This is a genomic window from Streptomyces sp. NPDC091279, from assembly GCF_044757465.1.
Classification (GTDB): Bacteria; Actinomycetota; Actinomycetes; order Streptomycetales; family Streptomycetaceae; genus Streptomyces.
On the sequence record NZ_JBIVVA010000003.1, the window covers coordinates 213,056 to 229,288 of the forward strand.

Here is a 16,233-nt window from a genome sequence, read left to right on the forward strand (position 1 = left end):
CGTGCCGGGTTCGTTCCGCCCGGGAACGTCAGGTGGCCGACGGGGCCGGGGCCGACGCGCTCTTGCAACTGGCCTGCTTGGCCATCGCCTTGCCGACGTCGCCCTCTTCCAGTGCCTTGAGGGCGTCGTTGCCGGTCTTGCCCAGCTTGTCGAGGCCGGTGGCGATGCCCTTGAGACCGTCGGCGAACTTCGCCTGGTCCTTGGTGTCGAGGTCTTCGACCTGCTTCTTCAGGGAGGCGTACGCCGAGGCGATGCCGTCGAGTTCCTTGACGGCGTCCTTCTGCTTCTTCGCACCGTTCTCGACGTCGGGAGCGCCGGCCTTCTGCACGGCCGCACCGATCGCCTTGTACGCGTCCGACATGTCCTGGAAGGCCTGGACGTCTGCTTTCTTGACGTCCTTCGCCGGGCTGTTCTCGGAACTCTCCTTCTGGATCGCGGCGTTCGCGGCCTCGATCTTCTTGGCCTGCGGCTGGACCGCGTCGCAGACCTGCTTGGCCCAGGCGTCCAGCTTGTCGTTGCTGTCGTCACTGCTGCCGCATCCCGACAGTGCCAGTACCAGTACCGCCCCGCCGGACAGTGTGGCCGCGAGCTTCTTGTTCACCGGATTGGTCCCTTCCATGGCTCTGAGCCCCCGGACCCTACACGGCAGACGCCCGCCCCCTGCCGCCCAGCCATCCGGTAGGCCCCTTATTGCAGCCATTTGCACCAAGAGAGAGAAGCCTCACGGCGAGGGCCGCGACACCGGCCGGGCGGACGACGCGTCAACACGCGCCGCCCGCCCGCCTCTTGGGCCGTTCCGCCGCCCGGCAGCCGCTGTTCCCGGCCGCCGGAGGCCCGTCGGAGCCGCCTACGAAACGGCCGCCCGGTCCGCCGACTTGGTGCCCTGCCCGGCGTCCGGGTCGTCGCCGACGGCGATTCCGCGCCGTTTGGAGACATACACGGCGCCGACGATGACCATCAGGGCGAGCGCGGCGACCAGAATCCGCAGTCCGAGGCTCCGGTCCGCCCCGTAGGAAAACTTGATCACTGCCGGGGCGATGATCAGTGACACCAGGTTCATGACCTTCAGGAGCGGGTTGATCGCGGGCCCCGCGGTGTCCTTGAAGGGGTCGCCGACCGTGTCGCCGATCACCGTCGCGGCGTGGGCGTCGCTGCCCTTGCCGCCGTGGTGGCCGTCCTCGACGAGCTTCTTGGCGTTGTCCCACGCGCCGCCGGAGTTGGCGAGGAACACGGCCATCAGCGCGCCCGTGCCGATCGCGCCCGCGAGATAGGCGCCCAGCGCGCCGACGCCGAGCGTGAACCCGACGAAGATGGGCGCCAGCACGGCGAGCAGCCCCGGCGTGGTCAGCTCCCGCAACGCGTCCTTGGTACAGATGTCGACGACTTTGCCGTAGTCGGGTTTCTCGCTGAAGTCCATGATCCCGGGCTTCTCGCGGAACTGCCGCCGCACCTCGTAGACCACCGCGCCCGCCGACCGCGACACGGCGTTGATCGCGAGGCCCGAGAAGAGGAAGACGACCGCGGCGCCCGCGATGAGCCCGACGAGGTTGTTGGGCTGCGAGATGTCCATGGACAGGGTCAGCGGCGAGCCCGGGCCGCTGAGTCTCTGGCCCACGTCGGCCGCGCCGGTCGTGATCGCGTCCCGGTACGACCCGAAGAGCGCCGCCGCCGCCAGGACGGCGGTGGCGATGGCGATGCCCTTGGTGATGGCCTTGGTGGTGTTGCCGACGGCGTCCAGGTTGGTGAGCACCTGCGCACCGGCGCCCTCGACGTCGCCGGACATCTCGGCGATGCCCTGCGCGTTGTCGGAGACCGGCCCGAAGGTGTCCATGGCGACGATCACACCGACCGTGGTGAGCAGCCCGGTGCCGGCCAGCGCCACCGCGAACAGCGCGAGCATGATCGACGTTCCGCCGAGCAGGAACGCCCCGTACACGCCGAGGCCGATCAACAGGGCGGTGTAGACGGCCGATTCGAGCCCCAGGGAGACACCGGCGAGGACGACGGTGGCCGGGCCGGTGAGCGAGGACGTGCCGACGTCGCGGACCGGGCGGCGGTTGGTCTCGGTGAAGTAGCCGGTCAGCTGCTGGATGAGGGCGGCGAGGACGATGCCGATCGCCACCGCGACCAGCGCGAAGATCCGCGGGTCGCCGTCCTTCGCCCTGATCGCCGCGTCGCTGACGCCGTGCAGACCGGCGTAGCTGCCGGGGAGGTAGACGAAGACGGCCACCGCGACCAGGGCGAGCGAGATCACCGCGGAGACGAAGAAGCCTCGGTTGATCGCGGACATGCCGCTGCGGTCGGACCGGCGCGGGGCGACCGCGAAGATGCCGATCATGGCGGTGAGCACACCGATCGCCGGCACCAGCAGCGGAAGGGCGAGCCCGTAGTCGCCGAAGGCCGCCGTGCCGAGGATCAGCGCGGCGACCAGCGTCACGGCATACGACTCGAAGAGGTCGGCGGCCATGCCCGCGCAGTCCCCGACGTTGTCGCCCACGTTGTCGGCGATGGTCGCGGCGTTGCGCGGATCGTCCTCCGGGATGCCCTGTTCGACCTTGCCGACCAGGTCGGCGCCGACGTCGGCGGCCTTGGTGAAGATGCCGCCGCCCACCCTCATGAACATGGCGATGAGGGCGGCGCCGAGGCCGAACCCCTCCAGCACCTTCGGCGCGTCGGCCGCGTACACCAGCACCACGCAGGAGGCGCCCAGCAGCCCGAGCCCCACCGTGAACATGCCGACGACGCCGCCCGTACGGAAAGCGATCTTCATCGCCCGGTGGGCGACGGCGGTGAGATCCTTTTCCGGTTCACCCGCCGCCGGAGTCGCTTCCCGGGCCGCCGCGGCGACGCGCACATTACTGCGCACGGCGAGCCACATCCCGATATAGCCGGTGGCCGCCGAGAATCCGGCGCCGATCAAGAAGAACAGTGATCGTCCGATGCGCTGATTCCAGTCGCCCGCGGGCAGCAACAGGAGCAGGAAGAACACGACGACGGCGAATACGCCGAGGGTGCGCAACTGCCGTGCCAGATAGGCGTTCGCGCCTTCCTGGACGGCCGCCGCGATCTCCTTCATCCGGTCGGTGCCCTCGCCGGCCGCGAGCACCTGACGCACCAGGACGCCCGCCACCACGAGGGCGGCCAGCGCGACGACCGCGATGACCACCACGATGATCCGGTTGTCGTCGGTCAGTACCGCTGCCGCGAGGGATGTGGAGTGATCCAACTGCCGAGAGACGGAAAGCCCCGCCATTCGTCCTCCTTGACGCTTGGACTGAGCTCAAGACGTGGACGGATTGTAGGGAGCGGAACCTGATCAATACAGGGCACGGCAAAGGGAATTGGCCTTCATTCGCCATCGGCAAATGATCGACGTCCGGTTGCGCGACCATAATGCGGTAACGCCCCGGAGGCATGGACGCCGACATCAACTCCTATATGGGCACCACTATGCAGCGTGATCACAGCATCGGCCATTCGAACCCGAATGATCGCCGGCGGTCGTGAATTCCTTCACGAATTCGGCGGCGGCCGGAAAAGACTCAGGGCCCCGCGTCGGCAGGGCCCTGGACAGTGCGTGCGTACGACGCCGGCTCGGCGTCAGGCGACCGGCACGATGTGCGGGGTGGTCGGCCAGGTCATACGGATCGACCCGCCGTGCTCCCCGGCGGTGACCTCGACGTCGTCGACGAGGCCGCTGATGACCGCGAGGCCCATCTCGTCCTCCTCGGTATCGACGTCGTCCCCGGCGGCGCCCGGTCCACCGGCACCGGGGGTCGAGCGGGGTGCCTCGTCGCCGACCTCGATGGAGAACTGTTTCTCCTCCTCGATCAACAGCACCTGGATCGGCGCGTCGATGCCGCCGTTCTGGTGCAGTCCGACGGCTCGGCTACAGGCCTCGCCGACCGCGAGCCTGACCTCGTCGAGGACGGCCTCGTCCACTCCGGCCCTGCGCGCCACCGCTGCCGCCACCAGACGGGCGGTCCTGACGTGCTCGGGCAACGCGCTGAAGCGGAGCTCGACGGTGGCCATGCATCCCCCTCGAAACTACGGGACGTGCTGTCGGGGGGCCGGGCCACCGAACGCCCGGACCCCCTCGCTGGACTTCTTCCGCCCGGTCGCGGTGGTGCCGTTCCCGGGCCGGCGGTCAGTCGGTGGCCGCCACCGCGTCGTCGACCGAGGTGTGGATCGGGAACACCTTGGTGAGACCGGTGATACGGAAGATCTTGAGAATGCGCTCCTGGTTGCAGACCAGGCGCAGCGAGCCCTCGTGGGCACGCACCCGCTTCAGTCCGCCGACCAGCACGCCGAGCCCGGTGGAGTCGAGGAAGTCGACGCCCTCCATGTCCACGACGAGATGAAAATTCCCGTCGTTGACCAGCTCGACCAGCTGCTCACGCAGCTTGGGCGCGGTATATACGTCGATTTCGCCACCGACCTCGACGACCGTACGATCGCCGACGGTACGGGTCGACAGGGACAGGTCCACGGTTCCTCCAGCACCTTGCTATCGAGCGGTCGTCCCTCGGGACACCTCGGCGGAGCCCCCGGAACGGTTCGCCAGCCGCGATGGCATTCAATCACTTACCGGCGGGCCCGCACGACGCCTTGGTCCCATTGTCCGTCACGCCAGTGACACACTCGGTGCCAATGGCCAAGAATCACCGACCCGAAAGATCCCCGACGGACCCCGTTTCCCGGCTCGCACCGGGCACGATCCTGGGCCGACTCGCCTCCGGGCCGAGCCGGGCTTCGCGCATCACCCATACGGAGCACTTGCCCCCGCGGGCGGGTCGTCATGCCGTCTGGCCTGACCGGATTCGGGCCGAAGTGATCGCCGCGGTCCAGGTCGCCGGCATCGAACACCCCTGGGCCCACCAGGCACAGGCCGCCGAACACGCCCTGGACGGCGATTCGGTGATCGTCGCCACCGGCACGGCGTCGGGGAAGTCCCTGGCGTACCTCACGCCCGTCCTGTCGGCCCTCCTGGACGGCTCCGAGGCGCCGAACGGCCGTGGCGCCACCGCCCTCTACCTCGCCCCGACCAAGGCGCTCGCCGCCGACCAGTTGCGTTCCGTGAAGGAACTTTCACAACCGCTGGGAAACGCGGTCCGCCCCGCGGTCTACGACGGTGACACCCCGTTCGAGGAACGCGAGTGGGTCCGCCAGTACGCCAACTACGTCCTGACCAACCCGGACATGCTGCACCGGGGCATACTCCCGTCCCACCCCCGCTGGTCCTCCTTCCTGAAGTCGCTCCAGTACGTCGTCATCGACGAATGCCACACCTACCGGGGTGTCTTCGGCTCGCACGTCGCCCAGGTGCTGCGTCGGCTGCGCCGCCTGTGCGCCCGGTACGGCGCCTCCCCGGTCTTCCTGCTGGCCTCCGCGACCGCCGCCGAGCCCGCGGTGTCCGCCCGCCGCCTGACCGGCCTGCCCGTGGTGGAGGTCGCCGACGACGCCTCACCACGTGGCGAACTGGTGTTCGCGCTCTGGGAGCCCCCGCTCACCGAGCTCCACGGCGAGAAGGGCGCCCCGGTCCGCCGCACCGCCACCGCCGAGACCGCCGACCTGCTGACCGACCTCACCGTGCAGGGCGTCCGCTCGGTCGCCTTCGTCCGCTCCCGGCGCGGCGCCGAACTGATCGCCCTCATCGCCCAGGAACGCCTCGCCGAGGTCGACCGCTCGCTGGCCCGGCGGGTGGCCGCATACCGCGGCGGCTACCTCCCCGAGGAGCGCCGCGCCCTCGAACAGGCCCTGCACTCCGGCGAACTCCTCGGCCTCTCCGCCACCACCGCCCTGGAACTCGGCATCGACGTCTCCGGCCTCGACGCCGTGCTGATCGCCGGGTACCCGGGCACGCGCGCGTCCCTGTGGCAGCAGGCGGGCCGCGCGGGACGGGCCGGGCAGGGCTCCCTCGCCGTCCTGGTGGCCCGCGACGACCCCCTGGACACCTTTCTCGTCCACCACCCCGAGGCGCTGTTCGAACGGCCCGTGGAGTCCACGGTCCTGGACCCGGACAACCCGTACGTCCTCGCTCCGCACCTGTGCGCCGCCGCCGCGGAACTCCCGCTGACCGAGGAGGACCTCACCCTCTTCGGCCCGGCTGCGGCCGGACTCCTGCCCCAGTTGGAGGCCGCGAAGCTGCTGCGCCGCCGCACGAAGGCCTGGCACTGGACGCGCCGGGAACGGGCCGCCGACCTCACCGACATCCGTGGCGAGGGCGGACCGCCGGTCCAGATCGTCGAGAACGGCACCGGCCGCCTCCTCGGCACCGTCGACGCGGGGTCCTCGCACACGACCGTCCACGAGGGCGCGGTCCATCTGCACCAGGGCCGCACCTATCTGGTGCGCTCACTGGACCTGGACGAGTCCGTCGCCCTGGTCGAGCGGGCCGACCCGGCGTATTCGACGGTCGCCCGCGACACGACGGCCATCTCCGTCCTGGAGACCGACACCGAGATCCCGTGGGGCGACGGCCGCCTCTGCTACGGCTCCGTCGAGGTCACCAACCAGGTCGTCTCCTTCCTGCGTCGACGTGTCCTCACCGGCGAGGTGCTCGGCGAGACCAGACTCGACCTCCCTCCTCGTACCCTGCGCACCCGCGCGGTGTGGTGGACGGTCACCGAGGACCAGTTGGACGAGGCCCGGATCAACCCGGAGATCCTCGGCGGTGCCCTGCACGCCGCCGAGCACGCCTCCATCGGCCTGCTGCCCCTCTTCGCGACCTGCGACCGCTGGGACATCGGCGGCGTCTCGATCCCCCTGCACCCCGACACCCTCCTCCCCACGGTCTTCGTCTACGACGGCCATCCCGGCGGCGCGGGCTTCGCCGAGCGTGCCTTCCACACCGCCCACGCCTGGCTCACCGCCACCCGTGAGGCCATCGCCGGCTGCGAGTGCGACGCCGGCTGCCCGTCCTGCATCCAGTCCCCCAAATGCGGCAACGGCAACGACCCCCTCCACAAACGAGGCGCCATCCGCCTCCTCACCACACTCCTGCGGCACGCCCCGGCCCAGCCCGTGCCCTCACCTCCGCCCTGAACGGGCCCCCGCCCGAACCCACCGTCACATCCGACACATCGCCGACGACCACGCACCGCACGAGCCGCGCGCCCTGGGCCCGGGCCACCCGGTCGGCCCGGGCGCAGGCCTCCGGGGCGCCCCTGGCCCAGTGGTCCGCCGCCGCCAGCGCCGCCATGTCCGCACCGGCGGCGGCACGGTGCCGGGTCACCGCGGCCTGCCCCACGGCCAGTACGCCCCCGAACACCACACACAGCAGGGTGATCGCGCCGACGCTCCAGACAGTGGCGGAGCCCCGGTCGGCCCCCGTCACGCCCCGCACCCTCCTCACCGTTCGCCCTCCACTCCGACCTCGGCGTCCTCGGCCGCCGCGACCGCTTCCTCCCGCACCTCGAACGGCAGAGCGCCCAACCCGCGCGGCCGGGCCACGACGACCACGCGGACCTGCTCCCCCTCCCGGCCGATCGTGACCTTGGCGTCGCGCGGCGCGACCTCCCGGGTCACCCGGACGACGGCTTCGTGCGGGTCCTGCCGGGCCGCCGCCCGGGCTCCCGCGCTGGCCGCGTCCACGCACTGAATCCGCGTGACGACCATCAACAGGCCCCACAGCAGCGCCAGTACGAACATCACCAGCACGGGCAGCACCATGGCCGACTCCGCCGTCACGAACCCGGCGTCGTGCCGCCGCTCACATCCCCGCATCGAGCGCCCGCTTCACGATCGCCTGCAACTCGGCGCTGACCGCCCCGCTGGTCACCACCTTGTAGAGCACCACCGCGAACGCCACCGCCGCCACGATGCCCATCGCGTACTCCGAAGTGACCATCCCCGCGTCCCGTCGTGCCCCGCGCGTCCCGCACACCAGGGCGCACCACCGCGCCCGCACCGCCTGGTACATCTCAACCCCCATGAAGATCAGTTCCGTTGGTCTCACCACCTGCCGCCGAACCCGCTGATTCGGCCCGGCGTCAGTCCTTGCCGCCCGCTCCCGTGCCGCCCGTCATCGACCACCCCCTCCCAGCGCCCCGCCCGCGAGGCCGATCACCACGGGCACGATGCCCACCGCGATGAACGCGGGCAGGAAGCACAGTCCGACCGGTGCCGTGACCATGACGGCGGCCCGTCTGGCCCGGGCCGTCGCGGTGCGGGTCCAGTCGGCGCGGGCGTCCGCCGCCAGCCGGGTCACCGGTCCCGCAGCGGGCAGCCCGGACTCACCGGCCCGCTCAAGCAGCCGGGCCAGCCCGCCCGCGCCGGGCAGCGCGCCGAGCCGTTGCCAGGCCTCGGACGGTTCCCCGCCGAGCCGCACCTCTGCCGCGCCCCGCGCCAACGCGTCCCCGACCGGGCCGCCCAGCGCCTCCCCGACGGCGTGCGCGGCAACGACGGGACCCGCACCGGCGGCGATGCACGCGGCCAACAGGTCGGCAGCCAGCGGTAGTTGATCCGCCGCCTCCCCCGCGTCGTACTCCGGGGCACCGCGCGCCCTCTGCCGTGCCCGCCACCACCACAACCCCGCCGCGGCCCCCACCCCCACGGCGACCCCGGCGACACCGCCGACCAGCACCCACCCGGCACCGGCCACCCCGGCCAATGGCGCCCACCGCCGGACGACCTCCCGCGCCTCGACCCGCACCTCACCGGGGACCGCCTCCGCGCCCGCCACCAGGTCGGCCAGTCGCCGCCGCACCCTGCGTTCCCACCGCGCGGCCACCCCTCTCCGCACCAGCCACCCGGCCCCGACCAACACCCCCAGGACCACCCCCACCCTGTGGACAACTTCCCCGCTCACCACACCGTCCTCCTCACACACCGCCACTGACCGCCTCCGCACAACGCCCCCGCACCCACCCCTTCGCCAACTCCGCCCCCGCCCGCGCCTCCGGTCCCCTTCGGCCCACCGACCCCGCATCACCCCGGCCTCCCGCCCCTCGCCAGACCCGCCCGTCTCCTCACCCCGGCCCCCAGTCCCCTTCACCGCCCCGCCCCGCCATCACCCGGGCCCCGCCCCTCACAAGTTCCGCCCGCCTCCCCTCACGCCGACCTGCCGCTCCCTTCATCCACCCCGGCTCGCCGTCACCCCGGCCTCCGCCCCTCGCCAGATCCACCCGCGCGCTCACCACCGCCGCCGCCCGCACCCTCCACCCGCCCCGCTGCCGCCGCAGCCCCCGACCTCCGCCCCTCACGAGTCCCGCCCGCATCGCCTCGCCTAGCCCCGGCCCCGCACGAGTCCCGCCCGCCCCCTCGGCGCCCCTCACCCCGCCTCCGCCCTCCGTACGATCCAGGTCGCCCAGCACATCCCGGCCGCCTCCAGTGCGCCGCCGGTGATCAGGCAGCCCAGGCCGGCGGCGGTGTGGAGCAGGACGTGCAGGGGGTCGGCGTTCAGGGCCGTGCCGAGGAGGAGGCCCAGGACGGGCAGCGCGGCCAGCATCAGGGCCGTCGATCGGGCGCCCGCCAACTGGGCGCGCAGGTCGGCACGTTGGTCCCGTTCCGCGCGCAACGCCCCTTCGAGCCGGTCGAGTCCGGCCGCGAGGCCCGCCCCCTGGTCCACGGCCACCCGCCAGCACGCCGCCAGGCCCCGCAGCCCCGCCGCGCCCGGCTCCCGTGCCGCCGAGGCCAACGCGCCCGGCACATCACCGCCGAACCGGGCCGCCGCGAGCACTGCGGGCTGCGCCTCACCGAGCCCGCCGGAGTCCCACGCCGCCCGCAGCAGCGCCTCCCCCGGCTGCCGTCCGGCCCGCACCTCCCCGGCGAGCGCCCCGCACAGGGCGATCACCGCGTCCCCCCGGCGCTCCCGTGCCGCACGGGCCGCCCGCGCGAGCCGCACCCGCCGCAGCACCGGCACCCCGGCCGCCCCCGCGACGACCGGCACCACCGAGGCGCCCAGCACCGCGAGCACAAGACCGGCCGCCAACGCCCACCACTCGGGCCCCAGTCGCCCCCGAACCCGCCGCAGTCCCGCCGCCAACTCCCCCCAGGGAGGCTGCCCGGCGCCCACCACGCCGCCGCCCGCGAGCAGCAACCGCGCCCGCCTGGCCCCCGAGTTCCACTCCCCGAACAGCCACACCGCCGCCCCGGCACACGCCATGGCCACCCCGGTCACCGTCACCGTTCCGCCTCCTGTTCCTCGTCGACGTCGAGGGCGTTCGCGTCCCGCAGCAACTCCCGCAACCGCCCCCACCCCGGCTCGCGGACGAACGCCCGCGTGCCCCATCGCAGCGCCGGTACCGTCCGCACCAGGCCGGTCGGGTCCCGCTCCAGGACGTGCACCTCGGCGATCCGCCGCCGCCCGGCCCGGTCCCGCACGAGATGCAGGACCACCGACAGCGCCGCGGCCAACTGGCTGTGCAGCGCGGCCCGGTCGAGCCCGGCCGCCGTGCCGAGCGCTTCCAGGCGGGCCGGTACGTCGGCCGCCGCGTTCGCGTGGACGGTGCCGCAGCCGCTGTGGCCGGTGTTCAACGCGGCGAGCAGATGAACGACTTCGGGCCCACGTACCTCGCCGACGACCAGTCGGTCGGGGCGCATCCGCAGGGCCTGCCGGACCAGGTCCTGGAGGGTGACGAGTCCGGCGCCCTCTTGGTTGGCGGGCCGGGTCTCCAGGCGGACGACGTGCGGATGGTCGGGGCGCAGCTCCGCCGAGTCCTCGGCGAGGACGACCCGTTCCCCCGGTCCGGCCAGTCCGAGCAGCGCGCTCAGCAGCGTCGTCTTCCCGGAGCCCGTGCCCCCGCTGATCAGGAACGACAGCCGGGCCTCCAGGAGCGCCCGCAGCAGCCGGTCCCCGCCGGGCGGCACGGTGCCCGCCGCGACCAGTTCGCCGAGCGTGAAGGCCTTCGGCCGGACCACCCGCAGGGCCAGACAGGCGCAGTCGACGGAGACCGGTGGCAGGACCGCGTGCAGCCGGGTCCCGTCGGGCAGCCGGGCGTCGACCCACGGCCGTGCGTCGTCCAGTCGTCGTCCGGCGACCGAGGCCAGCCGCTGGGCGAGGCGTCGTACGGCCGCCGCGTCCGGGAAGGCGACCGCGGTCAGCTCAAGGCCGCCGCCCCGGTCCACCCAGACCCGGTCGGGCGCCGACACCAGTACGTCGGTCACCGAGGGGTCGGCGAGCAGCGGCTCCAGCGGCCCGCTGCCGACCAGCTCGGAGCGCAACTGTTCGGCCGCGCCGAGGACTTCGGCGTCCCCGAGCACCCGCCCCTGGTGCCGCAGCGCCTGCGCCACCCGTGCGGGGGTCGGCTCGGCCCCGCTCTCGACCAGCCACTGCCGCACCCCGTCCAGCAGTCCGGGCGAGCCGTCCGCTCCGGCGCCCGCCGGATTCCGCTCCGCCCGTCGACGCGTCACCCCGGACCCGCTCACGCGTTCCCCGCCTCCATCAACGCCCGCTCCCAGAACCCCTTGCAGAAGCGGGCCAGTGGACCGCGCCCGGCCCCTCCCGGGGGCGTCCTGCCCTCGCCGGGGCGCAGCAGCCCCGACTCGACCGGTACCTCGCCGGCCAGCGGCAGCCCGAGCAGCCGGGCCACCTCACGGTCGTCGAGTCCGGGGGCGTAGGGCCCACGGACGGCGACCCTCAAGTCCCGTACGACCATGCCGATGACGGAGGCGATCCGCCCGGCCGCCGCGACGGCGCGCAGTTCGGCCGGGACGACGAGGAGACCGAGGTCGAGCTGGGCGAGAGCCTCCGCGACCCCCTCGTCGAGGCGGCGGGGCAGGTCGACGACGACCGTGCCGCCGCGCCGTCGGCCCGCGGCGAGCACCGCCCGGACGGCCTGCGGCGGGATGGTGACGCAGTCTCCTCGGTCCCAGCTGAGCACCCGTAGGGAGTGCAGTCGGGGCAGGGATTCCTCCAGGGCGCCGCCGCCGACCCGGCCGCGCGAGGCGGCGAAGGCGGGCCAGCGCAGCCCGTCGGCGGTCTCGCCGCCGAGGAGTACGTCGAGTCCGCCGCCCAGTGGATCGGCGTCCACGAGCAGGCTGCGCAGCCCCTCGCGGGCGGAGGTGACGGCGAGGGCGCACGCGAGCGTGGAGGCCCCGGCGCCGCCCCGCCCGCCGATCACGCCGACGGTGAGGGCGGGGCGGCCGACGCCCTCGGCCACGTCGGCGATGCGGTCGACCAGCCACTGTTCCCCGTCGGGAAGCATCAGGACGTGATCGGCGCCGATCTCGACGGCGCGGCGCCAGACGCCCGAGTCGTCCTGGTCGCGGCCGACCAGCACCACTCCCCTTCTGCGCGCGGCCCCGCGCACCCGCAGTGCGGCGTCGTCCCCGACCAGCACGAGCGGCGCCGCCTCCCACCTGCCCGCGCGCTCCGGCACGGTGGGGTGGACCTCGGGTGTCGCTCCGGCCGCGGCGCACAGCCGCAGCAGGTCGTCGAGGAGTTGGACGTCCTCGGTGACGATCAGTGGTCCGGCCTGCCGCCCGGAGGCGGCGGGCGGTGGTTCGTGTGTGACGGCTCCTGCCATGGTCTGCGTCCCCCATCGCTGTGTCTGACGTGCCGCCCGTGCGGCCACGCGATTCCCAAAGGCGGGAAGAACCGGAAAAGCGGCCTCCCTATGCACGGCAGGTGGAAACCGGCCGAACCCCGTCCGACAAACCGGCTCCGGTCATGAACTCGGCGCGAGCCGGGCGGGTTGGGAATCACGATGAGGGGATCTCGGAAATGATGTGGATCTTGGTCGAAAACTGTGGATGACTCAGGTCCTGTGAATATCTCCGTCACCCATACCGGTGATGACCGCACCGCACCGGGCACCGCGCCCCGCCACCCCTTGCACACCCCTTGCGCGCCCCCGAAAAGCCTTCCGCAGAGCAGCAAATCAGTCACGCACAGTGACGGGTCGTGGGCATGCGAAAGGGGCGGCCGCAGCCGCCTCGGGACGGCTTCACAGCCGTTGGAGAGAGGAGAAAACCCACCCGGACGTGCGACGACCCCCGCCGGGGGGGAGAGCGGGGGTCGTCCCCACGGCCAGACTCGGGGGGGGGAGGAGTCGGGCCGGGTTCGCACGGTCGCGAACGATCCGTGACTTCCATGGTGTACCCGAGAGCCTTCTCAGGCAAACCCACGCGCCCCACCTTACGCCGAATGGGCTGCGCCTATGCTCGGGGTCGTGGATAACTGGTCCTTGCCCCGCGCGGCTGCCTTCTTCGACCTGGACAAGACGGTCATTGCCAAGTCGAGCACGCTCACCTTCAGCAAGTCGTTCTACCAAGGCGGTCTGATCAACCGCAGGGCCGCCTTGCGGGCCGCCTACGCACAGTTCGTCTTCCTCGTCGGCGGTATGGACCACGACCAGATGGAACGCACCCGCGAGTACCTCTCCGGGCTCGTGCGCGGCTGGAACGTCGAACAGGTCAAGGAGATCGTCGCCGAGACGCTGCACGATCTGATCGACCCGATCATCTACGACGAGGCCGCCTCCCTGATCGAGGAGCACCACACGGCCGGCCGTGACGTCGTCATCGTGTCGACGTCGGGCGCCGAGGTGGTCGAGCCGATCGGCGAACTGCTCGGCGCGGACCGCGTGGTGGCGACCCGCATGGTGGTCGGCGCGGACGGCTGCTTCACCGGCGAGGTGGAGTACTACGCGTACGGCCCGACGAAGGCCGAGGCGATCAGGGAGCTGGCCGAGTCCGAGGGGTACGACCTGGAGCGCTGCTACGCCTACAGCGACTCGGCGACGGATCTGCCGATGCTGGAGAGTGTCGGGCATCCGCACGCCGTGAACCCGGACCGGGCGCTGCGCCGCGAGGCCCTCACGCGCGCGTGGCCGATCCTGGACTTCCACCGCCCGGTGCGGCTCAAGCAACGCATCCCGTCGTTCTCCGTGCCGCCCCGCCCGGCGCTGGTCGCCGCCGCCGCGATAGGCGCCGCCGCGGCCACCGCGGGCCTCGTCTGGTACGCGAACCGGCGCCGCACGACGGCCCTCTGACAGCGCGCCGCCCGCTCACCGGGCAGCCGCGTCCGAAACCCGCCCGTTTCGCACCTGATTGAGCGGAAAAGTAAAGAACCGTAGGCAGGGGTTCCGCTTGCTGCGGTGCTGGAGTACAAAGGATGCAACGGCCCGCGAGACCAAGGACATCCGAGAGGATCACCTTCACCGACGCACAAGGCCCCACGGACCGCGCATGGACACCGGGCACCCACGCGACGTCGACCCGTCGATTACGGGCCAGCCGCACCAGGCACGGGCAGAGTCCCCGGCCTGATGGGCATATATCGAGGACGCTTGGTAACTCGGCCGACATGCTGGCGGCGGTACGCATCCCGTACCGCCGCAACCCTTTTCGGGCCCCCCGCGCGCGGGGGGCCTTTTCGCCGCCCTACGCCGCTCCGCGCCGGAGCGCCTCACACACGGCCGTCGACTCGCGTGCGCCCAGCTCGGCCGCGCGGGCGCAGTGGGCGATCCAGGCGGCCATGCCGTCGGGTGTGCCGGAGACATAGCCGTCGAGGGCCGCCAGATAGGCCGCGCGGCCCAGTTCGGCGTGGCCGACCTCCGCCGGGCAGACGGACTTCGGGTCGAGGCCGCTGCCGACCAGGACGATGCGTTCGGCGGTGCGCGCGACCAGGCCGTTGTGCGAGGTGAAGGGGCGCAGCGCGAGCAGTTCGCCGTGCACGATCGCGGCCGTCACCAGGGCCGGTGCCGCGCTGCCCGCGATGATCAGCTCGGACAGGCCCTCAAGGCGGCCGTGCACCTCGGCGGCGCTCGGCGCCGGCAGTTCGATGAGCGGCTCGTCGACGGGCTCGCCTTCCTGGCGCGGGCGGCCGATCTCGTCGGCCCGTCCCGCCGCGGCCACCAGATGCAGCCGGGCCAGCACCCGCAGGGGCGACTGCCGCCAGATGGACAGCAGTTGACCCGCCTCGGCGGTCAGCCGCAGCGCGGCGCCCACCACGCGCGCGTCGTCGTCACCGCTGAAGTCGGTGCGCCGACGCACCTCTTCGAGCGCCCAGTCGGCGCCGGACAGCGCGGCGGAACCGCGGGCTCCGCGCAGCGCCGCCTCGCCGGTGATCTCGTTGCTGCGGCGCCGCATGATGCGGTGCCCGTAGACCCGGTCCACGGACTTGCGCACGGACTCCACGGATTCGGGCACGCCGGGCAGTGAGCCCAGGGCCGCGAGCGGATCGGCGGTCGCGCCTGTCGTACTCATGAGTACGACCCTACGCACCCCGGCTGCCCGCCCCACGAAGGAGTGGTGTTCTTCACGAAGGCATGCCACGCAAAGCCACTGACCGACTACCCTTTGTGAACATGAAAATTGCTTTCGTCGGGAAGGGCGGCAGCGGGAAGACCACTCTGTCCTCCCTGTTCATCCGCCACCTCGCGGCCACCGGGGCGCCGGTCGTCGCCGTCGACGCCGACATCAACCAGCATCTGGGGGCCGCTCTCGGCCTGGACGAGACCCAGGCCGCCGCGCTGCCCGCGATGGGTGAGCGGCTGCCGCTGATCAAGGACTATCTGCGCGGCTCCAACCCCCGCATCGCCTCCGTCGAGACGATGATCAAGACGACCCCGCCCGGCGAGGGCTCCCGGCTGCTGCGGGTCAACGAGAACAACCCGGTCTACGACGCCTGCGCCCGGCCGGTGGAACTCGACGGCGGCGCCGTCCGTTTGATGGTCACGGGCCCCTTCACCGACGCCGACCTGGGGGTCGCCTGCTACCACTCCAAGACCGGAGCGGTGGAGCTGTGCCTGAACCACCTGGTGGACGGCCGGGACGAGTACGTCGTCGTCGACATGACGGCCGGCTCGGACTCGTTCGCCTCCGGCATGTTCACCCGCTTCGACATGACGTTCCTCGTCGCCGAACCGACCCGCAAGGGGGTTTCCGTCTACCGCCAGTACAAGGAGTACGCCCGTGACTTCGGCGTCGCCCTCAAGGTCGTCGGCAACAAGGTGCAGGGCGAGGACGACCTCGACTTCCTGCGGGCCGAGGTCGGGGACGACCTGCTGGTGACCGTCGGGCACTCGGACTGGGTGCGCGCCATGGAAAAGGGCCGCCCGCCCCGGTTCGAGTTCCTTGAGGACACCAACCGCCGTGCCCTGCGCGCCCTTCAGACCGCAGCGGACGCGGCGTACGAGCGGCGTGACTGGGAGCGCTACACCCGGCAGACCGTCCACTTCCATCTGAAGAACGCCGCCTCCTGGGGCAACGCGCGCACCGGGGCCGACCTGGCGGCGCAGGTCGACCCCGGGTTCGTGCTCCGCGAGGGCGTCACGGCCGACGTCTGAC

The 16,233-nt window shown here is 72.4% G+C and carries 15 protein-coding genes; 3 read left to right on the plus strand and 12 right to left on the minus strand.

Annotation, left to right across the window (positions count from 1 at the left end; all coding sequences use genetic code 11):
* Positions 1-28 precede the first annotated feature (28 nt).
* The 4 genes from ACIQOU_RS07965 to bldG form a co-directional block, all read right to left on the minus strand.
* Positions 29-619, minus strand: a complete 591-nt coding sequence (locus ACIQOU_RS07965; protein WP_401534977.1) for a small secreted protein — start codon at positions 617-619, stop codon at positions 29-31.
* Positions 620-847: 228 nt separating this feature from the next.
* Positions 848-3,253, minus strand: coding sequence for a sodium-translocating pyrophosphatase (locus tag ACIQOU_RS07970; RefSeq protein ID WP_401534978.1), 2,406 nt, complete (start codon positions 3,251-3,253; stop codon positions 848-850).
* Positions 3,254-3,600: 347 nt separating this feature from the next.
* The gene (locus ACIQOU_RS07975) at positions 3,601-4,032 is read right to left on the minus strand and encodes an ATP-binding protein (RefSeq protein WP_401534980.1); all 432 of its coding nucleotides are present in this window, start codon (positions 4,030-4,032) and stop codon (positions 3,601-3,603) included.
* 115 nt (positions 4,033-4,147) lie between these two features.
* Entirely contained in the window at positions 4,148-4,489 is a 342-nt protein-coding gene (gene bldG / locus ACIQOU_RS07980) for an anti-sigma factor antagonist BldG (protein ID WP_401534982.1), read from the minus strand.
* Positions 4,490-4,569: 80 nt separating this feature from the next.
* Between bldG and ACIQOU_RS07985 the strand changes: the two genes are divergently transcribed.
* A complete protein-coding gene (locus ACIQOU_RS07985; RefSeq protein WP_401534984.1) occupies positions 4,570-7,044 on the plus strand; it encodes a DEAD/DEAH box helicase in 2,475 nt (824 codons plus the stop codon).
* On the opposite strand, the gene ACIQOU_RS07990 is transcribed toward ACIQOU_RS07985, so the two are convergent.
* From ACIQOU_RS07990 to ssd, 7 genes are all read right to left on the minus strand, one after another.
* Positions 6,989-7,345 (minus strand): Rv3654c family TadE-like protein, encoded by a 357-nt coding sequence (locus tag ACIQOU_RS07990; protein WP_401535795.1) that lies wholly within the window; start codon positions 7,343-7,345, stop codon positions 6,989-6,991. The genes ACIQOU_RS07985 and ACIQOU_RS07990 overlap by 56 nt on opposite strands.
* Before the next feature lie 5 nt (positions 7,346-7,350).
* Positions 7,351-7,725, minus strand: coding sequence for a TadE family type IV pilus minor pilin (locus ACIQOU_RS07995; protein WP_401534986.1), 375 nt, complete (start codon positions 7,723-7,725; stop codon positions 7,351-7,353).
* Positions 7,712-7,921, minus strand: a complete 210-nt coding sequence (locus ACIQOU_RS08000) for a DUF4244 domain-containing protein (RefSeq protein ID WP_401535797.1) — start codon at positions 7,919-7,921, stop codon at positions 7,712-7,714. The genes ACIQOU_RS07995 and ACIQOU_RS08000 overlap by 14 nt, the downstream gene beginning before the upstream one ends.
* Before the next feature lie 102 nt (positions 7,922-8,023).
* Positions 8,024-8,809, minus strand: coding sequence for a type II secretion system F family protein (locus tag ACIQOU_RS08005; protein ID WP_401534988.1), 786 nt, complete (start codon positions 8,807-8,809; stop codon positions 8,024-8,026).
* Positions 8,810-9,271: 462 nt separating this feature from the next.
* Complete coding sequence (locus tag ACIQOU_RS08010) at positions 9,272-10,105, minus strand: type II secretion system F family protein (RefSeq protein WP_401535798.1); 834 nt, start codon at positions 10,103-10,105, stop codon at positions 9,272-9,274.
* A 17-nt stretch (positions 10,106-10,122) separates the two neighbouring features.
* Positions 10,123-11,352 carry a TadA family conjugal transfer-associated ATPase gene (locus tag ACIQOU_RS08015; protein ID WP_401535800.1) on the minus strand — a complete coding sequence of 410 codons (1,230 nt, stop codon included), beginning with the start codon at positions 11,350-11,352 and terminating at the stop codon, positions 10,123-10,125.
* Between the two features lie 11 nt (positions 11,353-11,363).
* On the minus strand, positions 11,364-12,467 hold the full coding sequence (ssd, locus tag ACIQOU_RS08020) for a septum site-determining protein Ssd (RefSeq protein ID WP_401534990.1): 1,104 nt from the start codon (positions 12,465-12,467) through the stop codon (positions 11,364-11,366).
* Positions 12,468-13,100: 633 nt separating this feature from the next.
* On the opposite strand from ssd, the gene ACIQOU_RS08025 reads away from it, so the two are divergent.
* Entirely contained in the window at positions 13,101-13,934 is an 834-nt protein-coding gene (locus tag ACIQOU_RS08025) for an HAD family hydrolase (protein WP_401534993.1), read from the plus strand.
* A 391-nt stretch (positions 13,935-14,325) separates the two neighbouring features.
* Here ACIQOU_RS08025 and ACIQOU_RS08030 read toward each other — a convergent pair whose 3' ends face one another.
* Positions 14,326-15,150 carry an oxidoreductase gene (locus ACIQOU_RS08030; protein ID WP_401534995.1) on the minus strand — a complete coding sequence of 275 codons (825 nt, stop codon included), beginning with the start codon at positions 15,148-15,150 and terminating at the stop codon, positions 14,326-14,328.
* A 101-nt stretch (positions 15,151-15,251) separates the two neighbouring features.
* On the opposite strand from ACIQOU_RS08030, the gene ACIQOU_RS08035 reads away from it, so the two are divergent.
* Positions 15,252-16,232: an ATP-binding protein gene (locus tag ACIQOU_RS08035; RefSeq protein ID WP_401534998.1), complete on the plus strand. Its 981-nt coding sequence runs from the start codon at positions 15,252-15,254 to the stop codon at positions 16,230-16,232.
* Position 16,233: the final 1 nt, after the last annotated feature.